Below are 16,034 nucleotides of genomic sequence, written 5' to 3'. Positions count from 1 at the left end.
ATCATTTCCCCTGAAAAGCGTTGAGAGCCTGGCGCGCGATGACGACGCGCTGTACGTCCGAAGCCCCTTCGTAGATGCGCAAGGCCCTGATTTCGCGATAGAGTTTTTCGACGGTCTCGTTCGATTTGACGCCATCGCCGCCGTGCAACTGCACCGCCTTGTCGATAACCTGCTGCGCCTGGTCGGTGGCGAACAGTTTGGCCATCGCCGCCTCGCGCGTCACCCGGGGCGCGCCGCTGTCCTTGGTCCACGCGGCGCGGTAGACCAGCAGCGCCGCCGCATCCACGTTGAGCGCCATGTCCGCGATATGCCCCTGCACCATCTGCAGATCGAAGAGCGGCGCGCCCTGGATCTGCCGGGTCGTCACCCGCCCCAGGGCCTCGTCCAAGGCCCGCCGCGCAAACCCCAGCGCTGCCGCCGCAACCGTGGAGCGGAAGACATCCAGCACCGACATCGCGATCTTGAAGCCTTGCCCCGGCGCACCAATCATCGCCGCCGCGGGCACGCGGGCCTCGTTGAAGGTCAGTGTTGCCAAAGGATGCGGCGCGATGGTCTCAAGCCGTTCCGTGATCTCAAGGCCTACGGTGTCCGCAGGCACGATAAAGGCCGACATCCCCTTTGCGCCGGGCGCCTCGCCGGTACGCGCAAAGACGGTGTAGACATCGGCGATCCCGCCGTTGGAAATCCAGGTCTTCTGCCCGGTCAGGACATAGTGATCACCGTCACGCTCGGCGCTCATCGTGTTGGCCGCCACGTCGGACCCGCTGCCGGGTTCGGTCAGGGCGAAGGCCGAGATGGCTTTGCCAGAGCGCGTAAGCGGCAGCCAGTCGGCCTTTTGCTCTGGTGAGCCAAAGAGGGAAATCGCGCCCGTCCCCAGCCCCTGCATGGCAAAAGCGAAATCCGCGAGCCCGTCATGGCGCGCCAGCGTCTCGCGGATCAGGCAGAGCGTCCGCACGTCCAGTTTGCCGTCCTCGGCGCCGGAATGGCGGGCTATGCCCGCCTCGCCCAGCATCGTCACAAGCTGGCGACAGGCCGCATCCGTGTCGGAATGATCGACCGTGGCCAATTGATCCGCCGCCCATTCTTCCAGCGAAGCGGCCAGGTCGCGGTGCCGATCCTCGAAGAACGGCCAGTCGAGAAAGCTCTTGTCTGACATCAGTCGCCCTCGAACACCGGTTTTTCCTTGGCCACAAACGCCTGGTAGGCGCGGTGAAAGTCCTGCCCTTGCATGCAGATCGCTTGCGCCTGCGCCTCCGCTTCGATGGCCTGTTCGATGGACATCGACCACTCCTGTGCCAGCATGGTCTTGGTCATCATGTTGGCCCAGGTCGGCCCGTCCGCGATGCGCCGCGCCAGCCCTTGCGCCGTCGCCAGCAGGTCTTCCGCAGGCACAACCTTGTTGAAGTATCCCCAGGCCGCGCCTTCCTCGGCGGTCATGGACCGGCCCAGGTACAACAGCTCGGCGGCACGTCCCTGACCGATGATGCGCGGCAGGATGGCACAAGCCCCCATGTCGCACCCCGCAAGCCCAACGCGGTTGAACAGAAAGGCGGTCTTGGCCTCAGGCGTGGCGATCCGCAGATCGGAAGCCATCGAAATGATCGCCCCAGCGCCTGCGCAAACGCCGTCCACCGCCGCGATGATCGGCTTGCCGCAATTCACCATCGCCTTGACCAGATCGCCGGTCATGCGGGTGAAGGCCAAGAGGTCCTTCATGGTCATTCTGGTGAGCGGCCCGATGATGTCATGCACATCGCCGCCGGAACTGAAGTTGCCGCCATTGGGGGCGAAAACCACGGCCTTGACGTCATCGCTGTAGTGCAGGTCACGAAACCAGTCGCGCAGTTCCGCGTAGCTGTCGAAGGTCAGGGGGTTCTTTCGTTCAGGTCGGTCCAGGGACACCGTCGCGATGCCATCCTCAACCTTGCACAAGAAGTGCTCTACATCAGTCCGCATCTTTGTCCTCCGCCAGCAGTGTTTCGGTAAGCCGGTCGAGCCGGGCGATCATGCCGCCCAGATCGTCGGCATCCAGCCCGCCAAGAATGTCATCAATCCAGGCTTCATGGTCCGCGGAATGCCGGGCGAACATCTCCTGCCCTTTGTCCGTCAGGCGCACCAGCTGGGCGCGCCGATCCCCGGGGATCGCGACGCGCAGGGCCAGCCCTTCTTCGGTCAGCTTGTCCACGATGCCCGTGATATTGCCGCCCGAGACCTTCAGCATGCGAGAGATCTCGCCCATCTTCAGCCCGTCCGGCGCGCGCGACAGGGCCGACATCACGTCGAACCGTGGCAGGGTCCAGTCGTGATGGCGTCGGAGCCTGCGCCGCACCTCGTCCTCGATGGACCGGCTGGTCTTGAGCAGCTTCAGCCAGAGGCGCAGACGTTCCTTTGAGAGGGACTCACGAGTCGTCTGGGGGTGCACCGTCATATCTCGCCTCCTGTCAGGCTCAATGCATGCCCATTGACCGACCGCGCCGCCTCTGAGCACAGCCAGAGCGTCGCGCCGGCGACCTCGTCGGTCTGAATGAACCGTTTTTGCGGGTTGCCCGCGTAGAGTGCCGCGCGGGCCTCGTCCTCGGTCTTTCCGGTTTTCTCGATGATGTTGGCGATCGATCGGTCCAGCATCGGTGTCTCGATGAACCCGGGGCAGATCGCGTTGACGGTGATGCCCGTCCTTGCAAGTTCCAGCGACAGCGCGCGGGTCAGGCCCACGACACCGTGCTTGGCCGCACAATAGGCAGCAACGTAGGGATAGCCTTTCAGGCCTGCCGTCGATGCGATGGCGATCATCCGCCCCCAGCCGGCAGCTTTCATGTCCGGCAGCGCCGCTTGCCAGACATTCGAAACGCCGATCAGGTTCACGGACAGCATGGCCTGCAGCTGTTCGGGCGTCATCTTGGCGAACGGCACGCTGTCGGCGGCGCCTGCATTCGCAACGACCCCCGTGATCGGCCCATGCGCCTCGCGCGCCCCGTCAAACGCCTGTCCGACGGCATCCGCATCGGTCACATCGCAGAGCTGGTAGGGCAGGCCCTGCTCCATGAGCGGAGCTTTGGACCGGCCCATGATCGTCACCTTGGCACCGGCTTCGGCCAATGTCCGGGCGGTCTCTGCCCCGACGCCCGTACCGCCACCGGTGACAACGATATGCTTGCCCTCGACGCTCATACCCGGATCGTCTCTGCTTCACGGTCGGCCAGGCGCCAGGTCTGGTCGCGTCCCGCCTCGTAGGGCTTCGGCCACGCGGCCAGGCGGTCGCCGATCTTCGCTCCTTCGTGGAGCGTCCAATAAGGATCGGCCAGATGCGGACGGCCGACCGCAACCAGATCGGCGCGACCCGCCATCAGGATCGAGTTGGCGTGATCGGCCTCGTAGATATTGCCGACCGCCATCGTCTTGATGCCAGCGTCGTTGCGGATGCGGTCCGAGAAGGGCGTCTGGAACATCCGGCCATAGACCGGCTTTGCCTCGGTCGTGGTCTGGCCTGCCGAGACGTCGATCAGATCGGCCCCCGCTTCGGTGAACATTCGGGCGATCTCGACCGCCTCCTCGGGTGTGATGCCTTCGTCCCCGACCCAGTCATTGGCCGAGATGCGCACCGACATCGGCTTGGCAGCGGGCCAAACGGCCCTCATCGCCTCGAAGACTTCCAACGGATACCGCATGCGGTTTTCCAGGCTCCCGCCATAGTCGTCCGTCCGGTCATTCGACACCGGAGAGATGAAGGACGAGATCAGGTAGCCGTGGGCGGCGTGCAATTCGATCATGTCGAACCCCGCGCGGTCGGCCATCTGCGCTGCGCTGACGAACTGATCGCGGATCTCGTCCATCTCTGACCGCGTGATCTCACGCGGGGTGGCGTTTTCAGCCGCCCAGGGGATCGGCGAGGCACTGACAAGATCCCAGTTGCCCTCGGCAAGCGGCCTGTCCATGCCTTCCCACCCGATGTTCGTCGAGCCTTTGCGCCCGGAATGTCCGATCTGGCAGCAGATCCTGGCATCGGTAAACTGGTGCACGAAGTCGGTCAGACGCGTCCAGGCGGCCTCATGCTCGGGCGCATAAAGCCCCGGACATCCAGGCGTGATCCGACCCGATGGGCTGACACAGGTCATTTCCGTATAAACCAGCCCTGCCCCGCCCTTGGCCCGCTCGCCGTAATGCGTCATGTGCCAGTCGTTCGGGCACCCGTCCTCGGCCAGATACTGTGCCATTGGCGAGACGACGATGCGGTTCTTCAGCTCCATGTCGCGCAGCTTGAAGGGTACAAACATCGGCGCCCGCACCGGCGCATCGGCTGCCATGCCCGCCTGGGTCATGAACCACCGCTCGGCGCTTTCCATCCACTTCGGGTCGCGCATCCGCAGGTTTTCATGGCTGATGCGCTGGGACCGGGTGAGCATCGAATAGTTCAGCTGGACCGGATCGAGCCCCAGGTACCGCTCCACCTCTTCGAACCATTCCAGCGAGTTGCGGGCGGCAGACTGAAGGCGCAAGACCTCCAGCCGGCGCTCCTCCTGGTAGCGGGTAAAGGCGGCTTCCAGGCTGTCTTCGGTGTGGATGTATTCGGCCAGGGCGATGGCGCTTTCCATCGCCAGCTTGGTGCCGGACCCGATGGAGAAATGCGCCGTCGCCGAGGCATCGCCCAGCAGCACGACGTTTTCATGATGCCATGTTTCGCACAGCACGCGGGGAAAACGCAGCCAGGCAGAGCCCCGGATATGGCTCGCGTTGGTCATGAGGGAATGACCATCCAGATACTTGGCAAAGATCTTTTCGCAGACCGCAATCGTCTCTTGCTGGCTCATCTCGCCAAAACCGAAACGGTCGAAGGTGTCCTGCGCACACTCCACGATGAAGGTCGCTGTGTCGTCGTCGAACTGGTAGGCATGGACCCAGATCCAGCCGTGTTCGGTCTCTTCGAAGATAAAGGTAAAGGCGTCATCGAACTTCTGATGGGTGCCCAGCCAGACGAACTGGCACAGCCGCTGGTCGATCTCGGGCTTGAAGCTGTCAGCGTAGAGCGTGCGGGTCTTTGAGTTCAGGCCATCGCTGGCGACCACAACGTCGAACTCCTTGCGATAGTCTTCGGCGCTTTGCACCTCGGTTTCGAACCGAAGCTCGACACCCAGTTCGCGCGCGCGATCCTGAAGCAAAAGCAGCAGCTTCTTGCGCCCGATCCCGCAGAAGCCATGCCCGGAGGAGACATGCGTTTCGCCCCGGTAGTGCAGGGCGATGTCATCCCAATAGGCAAAATTCTCGCCAATCGTCCTGGCGCTGACCGGATCGTTCGCCGCCAGGTTTTGGAGTGTTTCGTCCGACAGAACGACGCCCCAGCCAAAGGTGTCATCACTGCGGTTCCGCTCGATGACGACGACCTCAGCCGAAGGGTCGCGCAGTTTCGTCGATATTGCAAAGTACAGCCCCGCAGGACCCCCGCCCAAACATGCAATCCGCATTGCGATCTCCCTTCAAGTCGCCGCGCAAGAGACGCGGCGCTTTCCAACGACGATATGCGAGTCGGCCATTTGCTTCAAGCTTGAAATATTTGAGCTTGATGATTGCAGGGCCGCAGGTGCATCCAGGATCAGAGACAGGCGATGACGAATATGGCGCCCGACCGTGTGCCCCGGGTCGGCCTGGGACGCCCCCTTTCTTCCGAATGCGTTGCTGACGCAGGAGACCGCAGCCTTCGAGAATGCCGCCTTTCCGCACCGGCGCGCTGGACCGATGTACATGGGCAATTCGACCAGCACCTGAGGTAGGAGCGGCTGCCGCAAAATTTCACGTTGAATGAAACAGGGCACCGATGATCTGGCACCTCGCAAATAGCCATTTCTTCGCAACCCGCGCGCCAACATGACACCACCCGAACCATGAAATCTGCTGGAGGGATCCGGGGCGCATTTCTTCTTCGGCCCTGATTGCGGAGGATGGTCAACGCTGCCGATCAGGCCGCATGAAACGTCCCGGGACCTCCACCTGGTCGAAGCAGGTGCGCAGGAAGAAGCCCGCGAAGGGATCAAGCGCCACTTCGCTATCGTCTTGCGGTTGATCCCGAACTTCCGGCTCAGTTCCTAGAGCGAAGCTTGCGACCGCTGCAGTGCAGTTCTGACGGCGTGCGGGGGACGTGGCGCAGCCATGAGGACCTTGCCCCACAAGGCTTCCTTCCATTCCTGCGAAAGGATCTCACCACCAAACCGGGGGATCAAACACCTAATCCGGATCGCCGAACAGGCGTATCAGATCGATATGCTGGCGCGAGAAGGGTGTCTTGAGCACGACAAAACTGAAATACTTGTCGATACCCACCCCCCGGTCGATCAGCCCCTCCACGATGGACTGGTAATCGTCAATCCCGCCGGTGACGAACTTTACCAGGTAGTCATAGCCGCCCGAGACCAGGTGGCATTCCACACAGGCATCGATCTTTTCCAACGCCTCCTGAAAGCGGGCGAAATCGATCTGCCTGTGGTTCTTGAGCGTGAATTCAGTAAACACCGTCATCGTCGAGCCAAGGCGGGCCAGGTCAATCTGCGCCGAATAGCCCAGGATGTACCCCGCCTGCTGCAGCTTCTTGACCCGCATCAGGCAGGGCGATGGCGACAGGTTCACCTCCTCGGCCAGTTCGACGTTCGTGATGCGGCCGTTGCGTTGCAGCACGGCGAGAATATTCACATCGATCCGGTCGAGCTTGTAGGCCGGCTTCATCGTGTTTCCTTGTACCTGCTCCGGGCGGGGGAACCGCCCGCGCGGGACCGCCTCCCATTGCTCGTTATTTACCATCCGGTTTCAACAGGAAATGCCGTTTGCGCGCCTAATTGCAGAACAACCCGCTTTATCTCAACGGGTAGGCTGCGGCCAAACGAAAGGTCTGCCCATGTCCGCACCACGCCTCGCAGTGACGACAACCGATACCCTCCCCCCCGACGCCGACTGCGTGGTGATCGGCGGCGGCATCGTCGGCGTCTGTACCGCCTGGTGGCTGGCGCGCGAAGGCCAGAAGGTCGTGCTGGTCGAAAAGGGCGCCATCGGCGGTGAACAGTCCAGCCGCAACTGGGGGTGGTGCCGCCAGCAGAACCGCGATGCGCGGGAACTGCCCCTGTCCACGCGCAGCCTCGCACTATGGGAGCGCATGGGCGCCGAGATCGGTGACAGCCTGGGCTTCCGCCGCTGCGGACTGATCTACCTGTCGAACGACGAGGCCGAGATCGAGGGCTGGGCGAAATGGGGCCGTTTCGCGCGTGGCGAAGGGGTCGAGACACACATGCTGACCGCGCAGGAGGCGGCGGTCCGTGGTGCCGCCACGGGCCAACAGTGGAAAGGCGGTGTCTGGTCGCCCACCGACGGCATCGCCGATCCGTCACGGGCGGCACCGCTGATCGCCAAAGGGATCGAAACGCTGGGTGGCCACGTGGTACAGACCTGCGCCGCACGGGGCATCGAACGCAGCGCGGGCCGGGTTTCGGCTGTCGTGACCGAGCGTGGCACGATCCGCACGCCTGCGGTTGTCGTGGCGGGCGGCGCCTGGGCGGGCAGCTTCCTGCACCAACAGGGCATCTTCTTCCCGCAGGCCTCTGCCCGCAATTCGGCCCTGTCCTTGGCGCCCGGCGCGGAGGGACTGCCCGATGCGCTGCATACCGCGCGCGTCACCGTCACCCGGCGCGCCGATGGCGGGTACACGCTGGCCACCTCGGGCCGCGCCAATATCGATCCTACCCCCGGCGCGATCATGGGCATGCGGCATTTCCTGCCGATGTTCGCCCGGCGCTGGCGCGTGCTGCGCCCGGGCGGCACACAGGCCTGGGCCGCGGGCTTTGAGACGCGCCGCCGTTGGGCGCTCGACCGGCCAACCCCGATGGAACGGGTGCGGATCCTTGACCCGAAACCCGACGCCAAGGTTATCGCCCAGACGCTTGCGCGCGCGCAGGCGCTTGTGCCTGAACTGCGCAAGGTTCCCGTTCAGGCCACCTGGGGCGGCTACATCGACAGCACCCCGGACGGCGTGCCGGTGATCGACGCCGACATCGGCATCCCGGGCCTTGTCCTGGCCGCGGGCCTGTCCGGGCACGGCTTTGGCATCGGGCCGGGGGTGGGTCACCTGGTGGCGGACCTGGTTCTTGGGCGCAAGACCATTACCGAAGCGGCACAATACCGGCTCGCGCGCTTCGGAGGCAGCCAGTGGGGCAAGGTGTCCGACTTCTGATATTGAGGGGCGATCCTGCTGGGCCGCGAGCGACCGGCTGAAGCGCGAGATCCCGCGCCCAGGTTGATTCATCATAGCGATGGCGACTGACAGCATTCGTCAAACACGGGGTATCAATCCCGACCCCGACAATACTGGATTTCCAGCGCTGCTATGCCATGCCTTCTGAAAATCAGGCGTTTTCTCAAGATACTTGATGTTCTTCGGGCCAATCCCATGCTCCGCGCTGAATGACCCGCCGAACGCGGTCACGGCCTCATCGACGACATAGTCGCGCAGCTTTTGTTCGAATGCCCTCTCCACGGGCCCATCCGTTTTCACCAGGTTGAAATGCAAGCCGCCGTCGCCAAGGTGACCAAAATCACAGATCTCCATCATCGGGAAATCTGCCGCGAGTTTGCGTGTCATCGCAGCCCGGAACGCGATCACCTTGTCCCGGGTAAAGCCCAGATCGAAGGCGATCAGCGGACCTGCCGATTTCACACCTTCGGACAGCGCATGGCGCAGCGCCCAGATTTCCTGAGGACGGCCAAAAAGCGCGTCTTCAATCGGCGCCTCCGGAAGTTCCCACGCCTCGGACAGCACGGCTTCGAGCACCTCGTCCAGGGCCGTGTCCCACGGGGCTTTCGTGGGGCGGGACAGCTCGATCAGCACGGCGGTTTCGGGGATCTCGCCCCTGGCAAAAGGGTTCTTCAGGGCCGCCGCGTGGTCAAAGGTATGCGCCATCGCGGCGCGGGACATGAATTCGAAAGCCGACAGCAGCGGCCCGACGCGCGTTTCCAGATGACGCAGCAAGGTCAGCATGCCCGCATCGCTGGAGGGGACAACAAGGGCGGTCGCTTGGTCCGTGACCACAGGCTCAAGGCTCAGGATCGCCTCGGTGATGGTGCCGAACCAGCCGCAACTGCCGATGTGCATCTGCTTCCAGTCAGGGCCAGTGTTGTCCTTGCGCACAGGACTGCCAAGCCGCAGCACTTCGCCCTCCGTCACTACCGTCAGCCCAAGCGTATTGCGACGCACATCGCCATAGCGCAGGAACCGCCCACCGCCGGTATTGGTCGCGAGCATGCCGCCGATCATCGGGTCAGAGCCTAGGTCGATGGGAAAGAACAGCCCGTGCTCTGCCAGCCGGTCGTTGACCTCCGACAGGCGGAACCCGGCGCTGACCCGCAGCGAGCGGTTGGCAAGGTCCAGCTCGAAGGTGTCGCGCAGGCGCGAGAGGCTGAGAAGGACTTGCGTACCCGTGTCATCCGGGACAGATGCGCCGACCAGGCCCGTGTTGCCCGACTGGGCGACAAAGGGGGTGTCGATGCTCTCAAGACAGCGTTGACACTGCGCCACCTGCTCCGTCGTTTCGGGCAACAGGACCGCCGGGCTGGTCCCGGTTTCGCCCCGGACGCCTTGCAGAAAGGCGGCCATGTCTTTCGGCTCTGTTATCGCCCTGATGCCCTCGGGGAGGATCATGCCGCGCTCGCGTTCAACTGTTCCAATGCTGCGGCACAGGAGGCCGCTTGCATCGCCTCGTAAAGCGCGAATTCATCCGTGACGGGCTTGCCAAGCGCCGCTTCGAACTCTGCGCGACTCGATGCCGCCTGGCTGTCGCTGCGGGCTTCGTCGCCAAGGTTGGACTGAAAGATTCCCGCTGCGCTGACGGGCAGGAAATCTTCGTAGATGATCGGGCTTATCGTCAACGCGCCCGCGTCGAGCAGCGAAGGCAGATCGTCGCCCGTGGCTGCGCCTTGTCCGATGCCATATTTGAAATAGGCAAGACCTTGGTCGTGCAACGCGCGCCAGCTATCGGGGAAGGCTGCGAAGACCTCTTCGAGCTTCGCCACATACTCCTCTGCGTTCGATCCGTCGGCGGCCGGCAGGATGTCCGCGCGTACCACGGTCAGCAGGCTGTCATACAGCGCCCGGCCCTTGGGGGTAAGCGCCACGCCGCGTTGTTCGATCTCGCCGAAACGCGCGGTGTGCTGACCCTCCTGCCATCCGCCATCCACAGGGAAACGGATCGCCTCGTTCAGCGCCTTGAACGCCGTTTGCCGCAGCAGGATCGGACAGGTCCGGCGCGGGGGGCCTTCGACGATGGCCTTGGCGGGCAGGCCTTGGGCCACCATCTCGGCCTGGGCCGCGTCGATGTCCAGCGTGCGGGGCGTCAGGTGGTTGATATGCGGCCCCTTGAAGGAGACCACATCGGCGATCAGCCGATGCGCGCCAATCAGGTCCTCAAAGGTCGCATCATCGACGCAAGCCTCGGGATGCCAGCGAAAGGTTTCCAGCACCTCGGCCACAAAGCGTGCGGCATCGGCAGCGCTGAGGCCCCCTTCGGCCTCGGCCTTCTCGGTCAGGGCAATGGCCCCCTCGGTGAAGATCCGGCGACGGGCGAGCGTAGCGGCGGCCTTCTCGCGCAGAGCTTCGTCTTCGATCAATTCCAGCCGCAGGAGCGAGGTGAAAACGCGAAACGGGTTCTCGGCCAAGGCGTCCCGCCCGATCGGGCGAAAGGCCGTGGAGTGAACGGGCACGGAGGCGACCGAAAGATCGCAGTAGCCGACAGGCTCCATCCCCATGACGGCAAAGACGCGTCCCATCATGGCCAGCTCTTCGGCGGTGCCGAGCCGGATCGCGCCGTGGCGTTCCGCGCTGATCCTGTTGGTGTCTTCGCCGGGGGTCAGCGCCAGAGCATTGTCGTCGCGCTCCAGAACGGCTGCGTTCACGTCCTCCACGATCCCGACAAGGGTGCCGTAGGCGGGCACTTCGGTGCGGTACATCTCGGACATCGCGGCGGAAAAATCGGCGCGGATCTGGCTTGGGGATACGGTCATCTGGTGATCCTCTGGCGCTTAAAGACGCCCGTTCGTGAAGTGGGTAAGGGTCGCGCCGGTCTCGTAGTAAAGACCCTTGGCAGCCGCATAGGGTTCGGGTTGCGGGTCGTGGATCGGCAGAGGCAGATCGGCGGAGCCCAGCGCCCAATCTGCGGCGGCCCTGCCAAAGAGCGTGCCGGGGGAAATGCCGCGCCCACTGTAGCCAAAGATCGAAACGCCGGTTCTCCCGCGCCGTTCGATGCGCGGCAGATGGGTGCCGGTCATCGCGATGCGACCGGTCCATTCCTGCTCGAACGCGATGCCGTCGAGTTGGGGGAAGAGCTTTGCCATCTTGCGCGAGGCCCAACCGCGATGCAGCGCGCCGCCGAACCCGTCTAGATTGCCAAGCGCGCCAAAAATCATCCGCCCCGCCTGATCGAGGCGGAAGGCGGACATGATCAGCGCCGTGTCCCAGCAGCCTTCGCCGCCGGACAGGATGCTTTTGCGCAGATCGTCCGGCAGCGGGGCGGTCGCCAGTTGGAAAAAATGCGCCGGAATAACGGCGTTGTCGTCTGCCGCGTTCACGCCATAGGCATTCGTCGCCTGAATGAGCCGCTCCGCGCGAACTTCGCCCTGTGCTGTGCGGACGGTCCAGCCGTCTGCGGTCTCAGACATGGTCAACGCGCTGGTCTCTTCAAAGATCTGCGCCCCCTGCCCTTCTGCGGCACGGGCCAGCCCCTGAACGTAGGCCAACGGCTGGATCGTTCCGGCCCGTCCGTCCCACAAGGCGCCGCAATAGGCCGCGCTGCCCGTGCGCCGAGCCGTTTCAGCGGCATCCAGCAGCTTGACCGGCGCGCCGCGGGCCTCTTGCTGGGCAAAACGGTTTTCGAGATCGCGCAGGCCCGCCGGTGAGTGGGCACAGTGCAGCGTGCCCTGCCGCGTGGCCTCACATCGGATTTGATGTTTCTCGATCAAGTCGAATACGGTGGCGGGACCACCGGCAAGCAGCGTGTTGAGCCGCCCCCCGGTCGATTTTCCGAGCTTTTCTTCCACCTGGTCCGGCGGCGTCCAGAGCCCGGCGTTGACAAGGCCCACATTGCGGCCCGATCCGCCGAAACCGATGGTCCGCGCCTCCAGCAGGGCCACCGAGGCGCCCCCGGCGGCCAGGTGATAGGCCGCCGAGACCCCGGTGAACCCGCCGCCGATCACCACGACATCGGCGGTGATCGTCTCGGCCAGAGGCGCGTAGCGGGTCCGGTCCGGGGCGGTGTCGGACCACAGGCTGTCGGGGCGCGGCATGGTTGTCATATCTCGAACGAAATGCCCTGCGCCAGCGGCAGCTCGCGCGAGTAGTTCACCGTGCTGGTCTGGCGGCGCATGTAGGCGCGCCACGCGTCCGATCCGCTTTCGCGCCCGCCGCCGGTTTCCTTTTCGCCGCCAAAGGCCCCGCCGATTTCCGCACCCGACGGGCCGATGTTGACGTTGGCGATGCCACAGTCAGAGCCCTGGGCCGACAGGAAGTACTCAGTCTCACGCACGTCGGTCGAAAAGATGCAGGAAGACAGGCCTTGCGGGACTTCGTTCTGCATCGCGATAGCCGCGTCGAGGTCGGTGTACTTCACCACGTAGAGGATCGGCGCAAAGGTTTCCGTGTGCACGATGGCGCTTTGCTCGGGCATCTCGACAATCGCGGGGGCCACATAGGCCGCATCGGGGTACTGGTCCGTCAGCGCCCGGCCTCCGCCATGAACGGTGCCGCCTTCGGCCTTGGCCTGCTCAAGCGCGGTCTCCATCGCCGTCATGGCACCGGTGTCGATCAGCGGGCCGACGAGGGTGCCATTTTCCAGCGGGTTGCCGATGGACAGCCCCTCATAGACCTTGGTCAGACGCGGGATCAGCTGGTCGTAGATGTCTTCATGCACGATCAGGCGGCGCAGCGAGGTGCAGCGCTGACCCGCCGTGCCGACGGCGGAAAAGACAATCGCCCGTACGGCCATTTCCAGATCCGCCGAGGGGGCCACGATCATCGCGTTGTTCCCGCCGAGTTCGAGGATGGTCTTGCCCAGACGCTTGGACATATCCGCCGCGACGGCCTTGCCCATCGGCACAGAGCCGGTGGCCGAGATCAGCGCCACATCGCGCGAGGCGGTCAGAACCTCGCCCAGGTCACGCTCTCCAATCAGGGTCTGGATCAGGCCTTCGGGCGCATCGTCGCCAAAGGCGGTCATGGCGCGCTCGCAGATCTTCTGGATCGCCAGCTGGGTCAGCGGTGTCTTTTCCGAAGGCTTGGCAATGACGGGATCGCCGCAGACCAGCGCCAGCGCGGCGTTCCAGCACCAGGGCGCTGCGGGGAAATTGAACGCGGTGATGATGCCGCAAATTCCGATGGGATGCCATGTTTCGCGCATGGAGTGGCCCGGACGTTCAGAGGCGATGGTCAGACCGTAAAGCTGACGCGACAGACCGACCGCGAAGTCGCAGATGTCGATCATCTCCTGAACCTCGCCCAGGCCCTCCTGGTAGATCTTGCCGCATTCCAGCGACACGAGGCGACCGAGGGTCTCCTTTTCGCGGCGCAGCTCTTCGCCCAGAAGGCGCACCAGCTCGCCACGGCGCGGCGCGGGCACTTTGCGCCAGGCATTGAAGGCGTCGACGCCTTTGGCAATCGCGGCTTCGGCATCGGCAACCGTGTGCATGGGAACCTGAGCGATTTCGCTGCCATCCACGGGGGTGGTGACAGAAAGCGTGCCGCCGGTGGTTTCTGCCGCGGTCAGGCCACAGGCGTCGAGAATGTCCTGATAGGTCATGAAGCTGTCCTTTGGTTCGAGATCAGGCCTTGGACGGCCCGGTTCAGGCGCGCGCAGCCATCTTCGAGATCGGCGCGCGCATATGCGTAGGAAAGGCGGAAATGCCCCGGCAGCCCGAAGGCGCGACCAGGCACGATGGCAAGGCCCGTCGCGGCCAGCACGTAGGCGCAGAAGTCGGCGTCTGTTTCGAGCAGAGTACCGTCCGGCGTTCTCTGCCCCAGCACCGCCTCGCAGGACGGGAAGACGTAGAACGCCCCGTCAGGCTCCGGGCAGGTAATGCCGGGAATGGTGTTCAGCGCCTGCACGACAAAATCGCGGCGGTCCCGGAAGGCGGCCAGGCGTTCTGCGATATGGGCCTGATCCCCTGTCACCGCTTCCAGAGCGGCAGCCTGCGAGATCGAGCAGGCCCCCGAGGTGATCTGCCCCTGCACGGCGATCATCGCCTTGACCAGCTCTGCCGGAGCAATGCCCCAGCCGATCCGCCAGCCTGTCATCGCGTGGGCCTTGGACACACCGTTGATCACGATGGTGCGGTCGGCCAGATCAGGGCAGGCCTCGCGGAAGGAGGTGAAGGGCGCGTAGCAGATCAGGTCGTAGATTTCGTCGGAGGCGATCCAGACATGGGGGTGCCGCGCCAAAACATCCCCGAGGGCGGCCAGTTCCGCAGCGCTGTAGACCGCACCGGTGGGGTTCGACGGGGAGTTCAGCAAGAGCCAGCGCGTGCGCGGCGTGATGGCGGCCTCAAGCTGCTCCGGGGTCAGTTTGAACCCCGCCTCGGCGCCACAGGGCAAGATGACTGAGTCACCGCCAGACAAGGCAACGATGTCGGAATAACTCGTCCAGTAGGGCGCGGGCACGATGACCTCGTCCCCGGGGTTCAGCGTGGCCAAGAAGATATTGGACAGCACCTGTTTTGCGCCGGTGGAGACGATCACCTCGCCAGGCGCAACCCCGGCTTTGTCCGCAATGGCAGACCGTAGCGCGGCGGTGCCTGCCGTGGGCGGATAGCGCGTCTGGCCATCCTGCATCGCCTTGTGGGCCGCGTCACAGATATGCGCGGGCGTGGGAAAGTCGGGTTCACCCGTGCTTAATGCCAAAACATCATGACCTGCGGCACGCAAGCGCGCGGCCTCTTCCGAGATCGCGACGATCTCGGACAGCGCCATTCCGTCTATTCTATAGGCTTTCTGCAGCATCATCAGCTCCTGTTGCAGTGGCTGTTTGACATGCCATAGGGTCATATGAGAAACGCAATTATCGCATTAATAATGCAAAAGACTCATACCCATGCCGCACCCAAAGCGCTTCCTGCCCCCGATGACCGCGCTCCGCGCCCTGGAGTCCTTTGAGCGGACGGGCAATGTGACGCAAACCGGACTTGAACTTGGCGTGTCGCAAAGCGCGGTAAGCCGCCAGCTCAAGGTCCTGGAGGACTACCTCGATACGCCGCTATTCACGCGCGACAAGAAGAGCATCACGCTGACCCCGGCGGCGCGCGACTACTGCACGCAGATCAGAGCCGCGCTTGAACAGATCGGCACCGCAAGCCTGCGCCTGAAAGCGAACCCCGCCGGCGGCCAGCTCAATATCGCGATGCTCCCGGCCTTCGGTGTCCGCTGGCTGGCCCCGAAACTGCCAGACTTTGTGGCCCGCCATCCCGAAGTGACCGTGAACCTCAGCACCCGGCTGAAGCCCTTCGACTTCGCCTCTGAGCCCTTTCACGGGGCCATCCACTTTGGCCAAAAGGATTGGTCCGATGTCGCCTACCACGAACTCATGCGGGAATACGTTGTGCCCGTGGCATCGCCCAAGGTCGCCGAAACCCTCAGGGGCACGACGCTGAAGGACCTGTTTTCCCTGCCGCTCCTGCACCTCGATACGCGCCCGGATGCATGGGAAAAATGGGCTCAGGCGCTTGGAGAAGATGTCGAGTGCCCTGTCGGCATGCTGTTCGATCAATTCGCGTCGATGATCCAGGCCGCCATCCACGATATGGGGGCGGCGTTGCTGCCGACCTACCTGGTCGAAAGCGAATTGGAAGACGGCCGACTGGTGGCGCTTTGGTCGGAAAACAACACCAGCATCGGAACGTATTACTTTGTCTGGCCCAAAGATGAGCCGAGCTATCAACCGAGAGAACTGTTCGTGAACTGGCTGGGTGAAATGTAGGGCGAGACGCCCCCTCCCCGTTCATCCGGTGAAGTGACGCACGGAAGAGTTGGA

Annotated in this window: 13 protein-coding genes; 2 read left to right on the top strand and 11 right to left on the bottom strand. The window is 63.9% G+C overall.

What is annotated here, in order from left to right; genetic code table 11:
- Position 1: 1 nt before the first annotated feature.
- The 6 genes from KZZ07_RS13790 to KZZ07_RS13765 form a co-directional block, all read right to left on the bottom strand.
- Positions 2-1,156 carry an acyl-CoA dehydrogenase family protein gene (locus KZZ07_RS13790; RefSeq protein ID WP_219514866.1) on the bottom strand — a complete coding sequence of 385 codons (1,155 nt, stop codon included), beginning with the start codon at positions 1,154-1,156 and terminating at the stop codon, positions 2-4.
- A complete protein-coding gene (locus KZZ07_RS13785) occupies positions 1,156-1,956 on the bottom strand; it encodes an enoyl-CoA hydratase family protein (RefSeq protein WP_219514865.1) in 801 nt (266 codons plus the stop codon). The genes KZZ07_RS13790 and KZZ07_RS13785 overlap by 1 nt, the downstream gene beginning before the upstream one ends.
- Positions 1,946-2,428 carry a MarR family winged helix-turn-helix transcriptional regulator gene (locus tag KZZ07_RS13780; RefSeq protein WP_219514864.1) on the bottom strand — a complete coding sequence of 161 codons (483 nt, stop codon included), beginning with the start codon at positions 2,426-2,428 and terminating at the stop codon, positions 1,946-1,948. Before KZZ07_RS13780 ends, KZZ07_RS13785 begins: the two co-directional genes overlap by 11 nt.
- A complete protein-coding gene (locus KZZ07_RS13775; RefSeq protein ID WP_219514863.1) occupies positions 2,425-3,168 on the bottom strand; it encodes an SDR family NAD(P)-dependent oxidoreductase in 744 nt (247 codons plus the stop codon). Before KZZ07_RS13775 ends, KZZ07_RS13780 begins: the two co-directional genes overlap by 4 nt.
- Complete coding sequence (locus KZZ07_RS13770; RefSeq protein ID WP_219514862.1) at positions 3,165-5,456, bottom strand: bifunctional salicylyl-CoA 5-hydroxylase/oxidoreductase; 2,292 nt, start codon at positions 5,454-5,456, stop codon at positions 3,165-3,167. Before KZZ07_RS13770 ends, KZZ07_RS13775 begins: the two co-directional genes overlap by 4 nt.
- Positions 5,457-6,213: 757 nt before the next feature.
- Entirely contained in the window at positions 6,214-6,708 is a 495-nt protein-coding gene (locus KZZ07_RS13765) for an Lrp/AsnC family transcriptional regulator (RefSeq protein WP_219514860.1), read from the bottom strand.
- Positions 6,709-6,877: 169 nt separating this feature from the next.
- Here KZZ07_RS13765 and KZZ07_RS13760 point away from each other — a divergent pair, with 169 nt between their 5' ends.
- On the top strand, positions 6,878-8,203 hold the full coding sequence (locus KZZ07_RS13760) for an NAD(P)/FAD-dependent oxidoreductase (RefSeq protein WP_219514859.1): 1,326 nt from the start codon (positions 6,878-6,880) through the stop codon (positions 8,201-8,203).
- Between the two features lie 99 nt (positions 8,204-8,302).
- Here the strand turns inward: KZZ07_RS13760 and KZZ07_RS13755 are convergent, their stop codons facing one another.
- From KZZ07_RS13755 to KZZ07_RS13735, 5 genes are read right to left on the bottom strand one after another with little or no spacing between them, the layout of a single operon-like run.
- Positions 8,303-9,667 (bottom strand): FAD-binding oxidoreductase, encoded by a 1,365-nt coding sequence (locus KZZ07_RS13755; RefSeq protein ID WP_219514858.1) that lies wholly within the window; start codon positions 9,665-9,667, stop codon positions 8,303-8,305.
- Positions 9,664-11,025 (bottom strand): 2-oxoadipate dioxygenase/decarboxylase HglS, encoded by a 1,362-nt coding sequence (gene hglS, locus KZZ07_RS13750; RefSeq protein ID WP_219514857.1) that lies wholly within the window; start codon positions 11,023-11,025, stop codon positions 9,664-9,666. The genes KZZ07_RS13755 and hglS overlap by 4 nt, the downstream gene beginning before the upstream one ends.
- An 18-nt stretch (positions 11,026-11,043) precedes the next feature.
- A complete protein-coding gene (locus KZZ07_RS13745) occupies positions 11,044-12,312 on the bottom strand; it encodes an NAD(P)/FAD-dependent oxidoreductase (RefSeq protein WP_219514856.1) in 1,269 nt (422 codons plus the stop codon).
- Entirely contained in the window at positions 12,309-13,811 is a 1,503-nt protein-coding gene (gene amaB / locus KZZ07_RS13740) for an L-piperidine-6-carboxylate dehydrogenase (protein WP_219514855.1), read from the bottom strand. The genes KZZ07_RS13745 and amaB overlap by 4 nt, the downstream gene beginning before the upstream one ends.
- The gene (locus KZZ07_RS13735; RefSeq protein ID WP_219514854.1) at positions 13,808-15,010 is read right to left on the bottom strand and encodes a pyridoxal phosphate-dependent aminotransferase; all 1,203 of its coding nucleotides are present in this window, start codon (positions 15,008-15,010) and stop codon (positions 13,808-13,810) included. The genes amaB and KZZ07_RS13735 overlap by 4 nt, the downstream gene beginning before the upstream one ends.
- Positions 15,011-15,098: 88 nt before the next feature.
- Between KZZ07_RS13735 and KZZ07_RS13730 the strand changes: the two genes are divergently transcribed.
- Entirely contained in the window at positions 15,099-15,980 is an 882-nt protein-coding gene (locus KZZ07_RS13730) for a LysR family transcriptional regulator (RefSeq protein ID WP_219514853.1), read from the top strand.
- Positions 15,981-16,034: the final 54 nt, after the last annotated feature.

The sequence above is a fragment of the Mameliella sp. CS4 genome (genome assembly GCF_019392335.1).
Lineage (GTDB): Bacteria > Pseudomonadota > Alphaproteobacteria > Rhodobacterales > Rhodobacteraceae > Antarctobacter.
The sequence above is the reverse complement of the archived record's forward strand: the minus strand, read 5'-3'. Positions and strand labels throughout refer to the sequence as shown.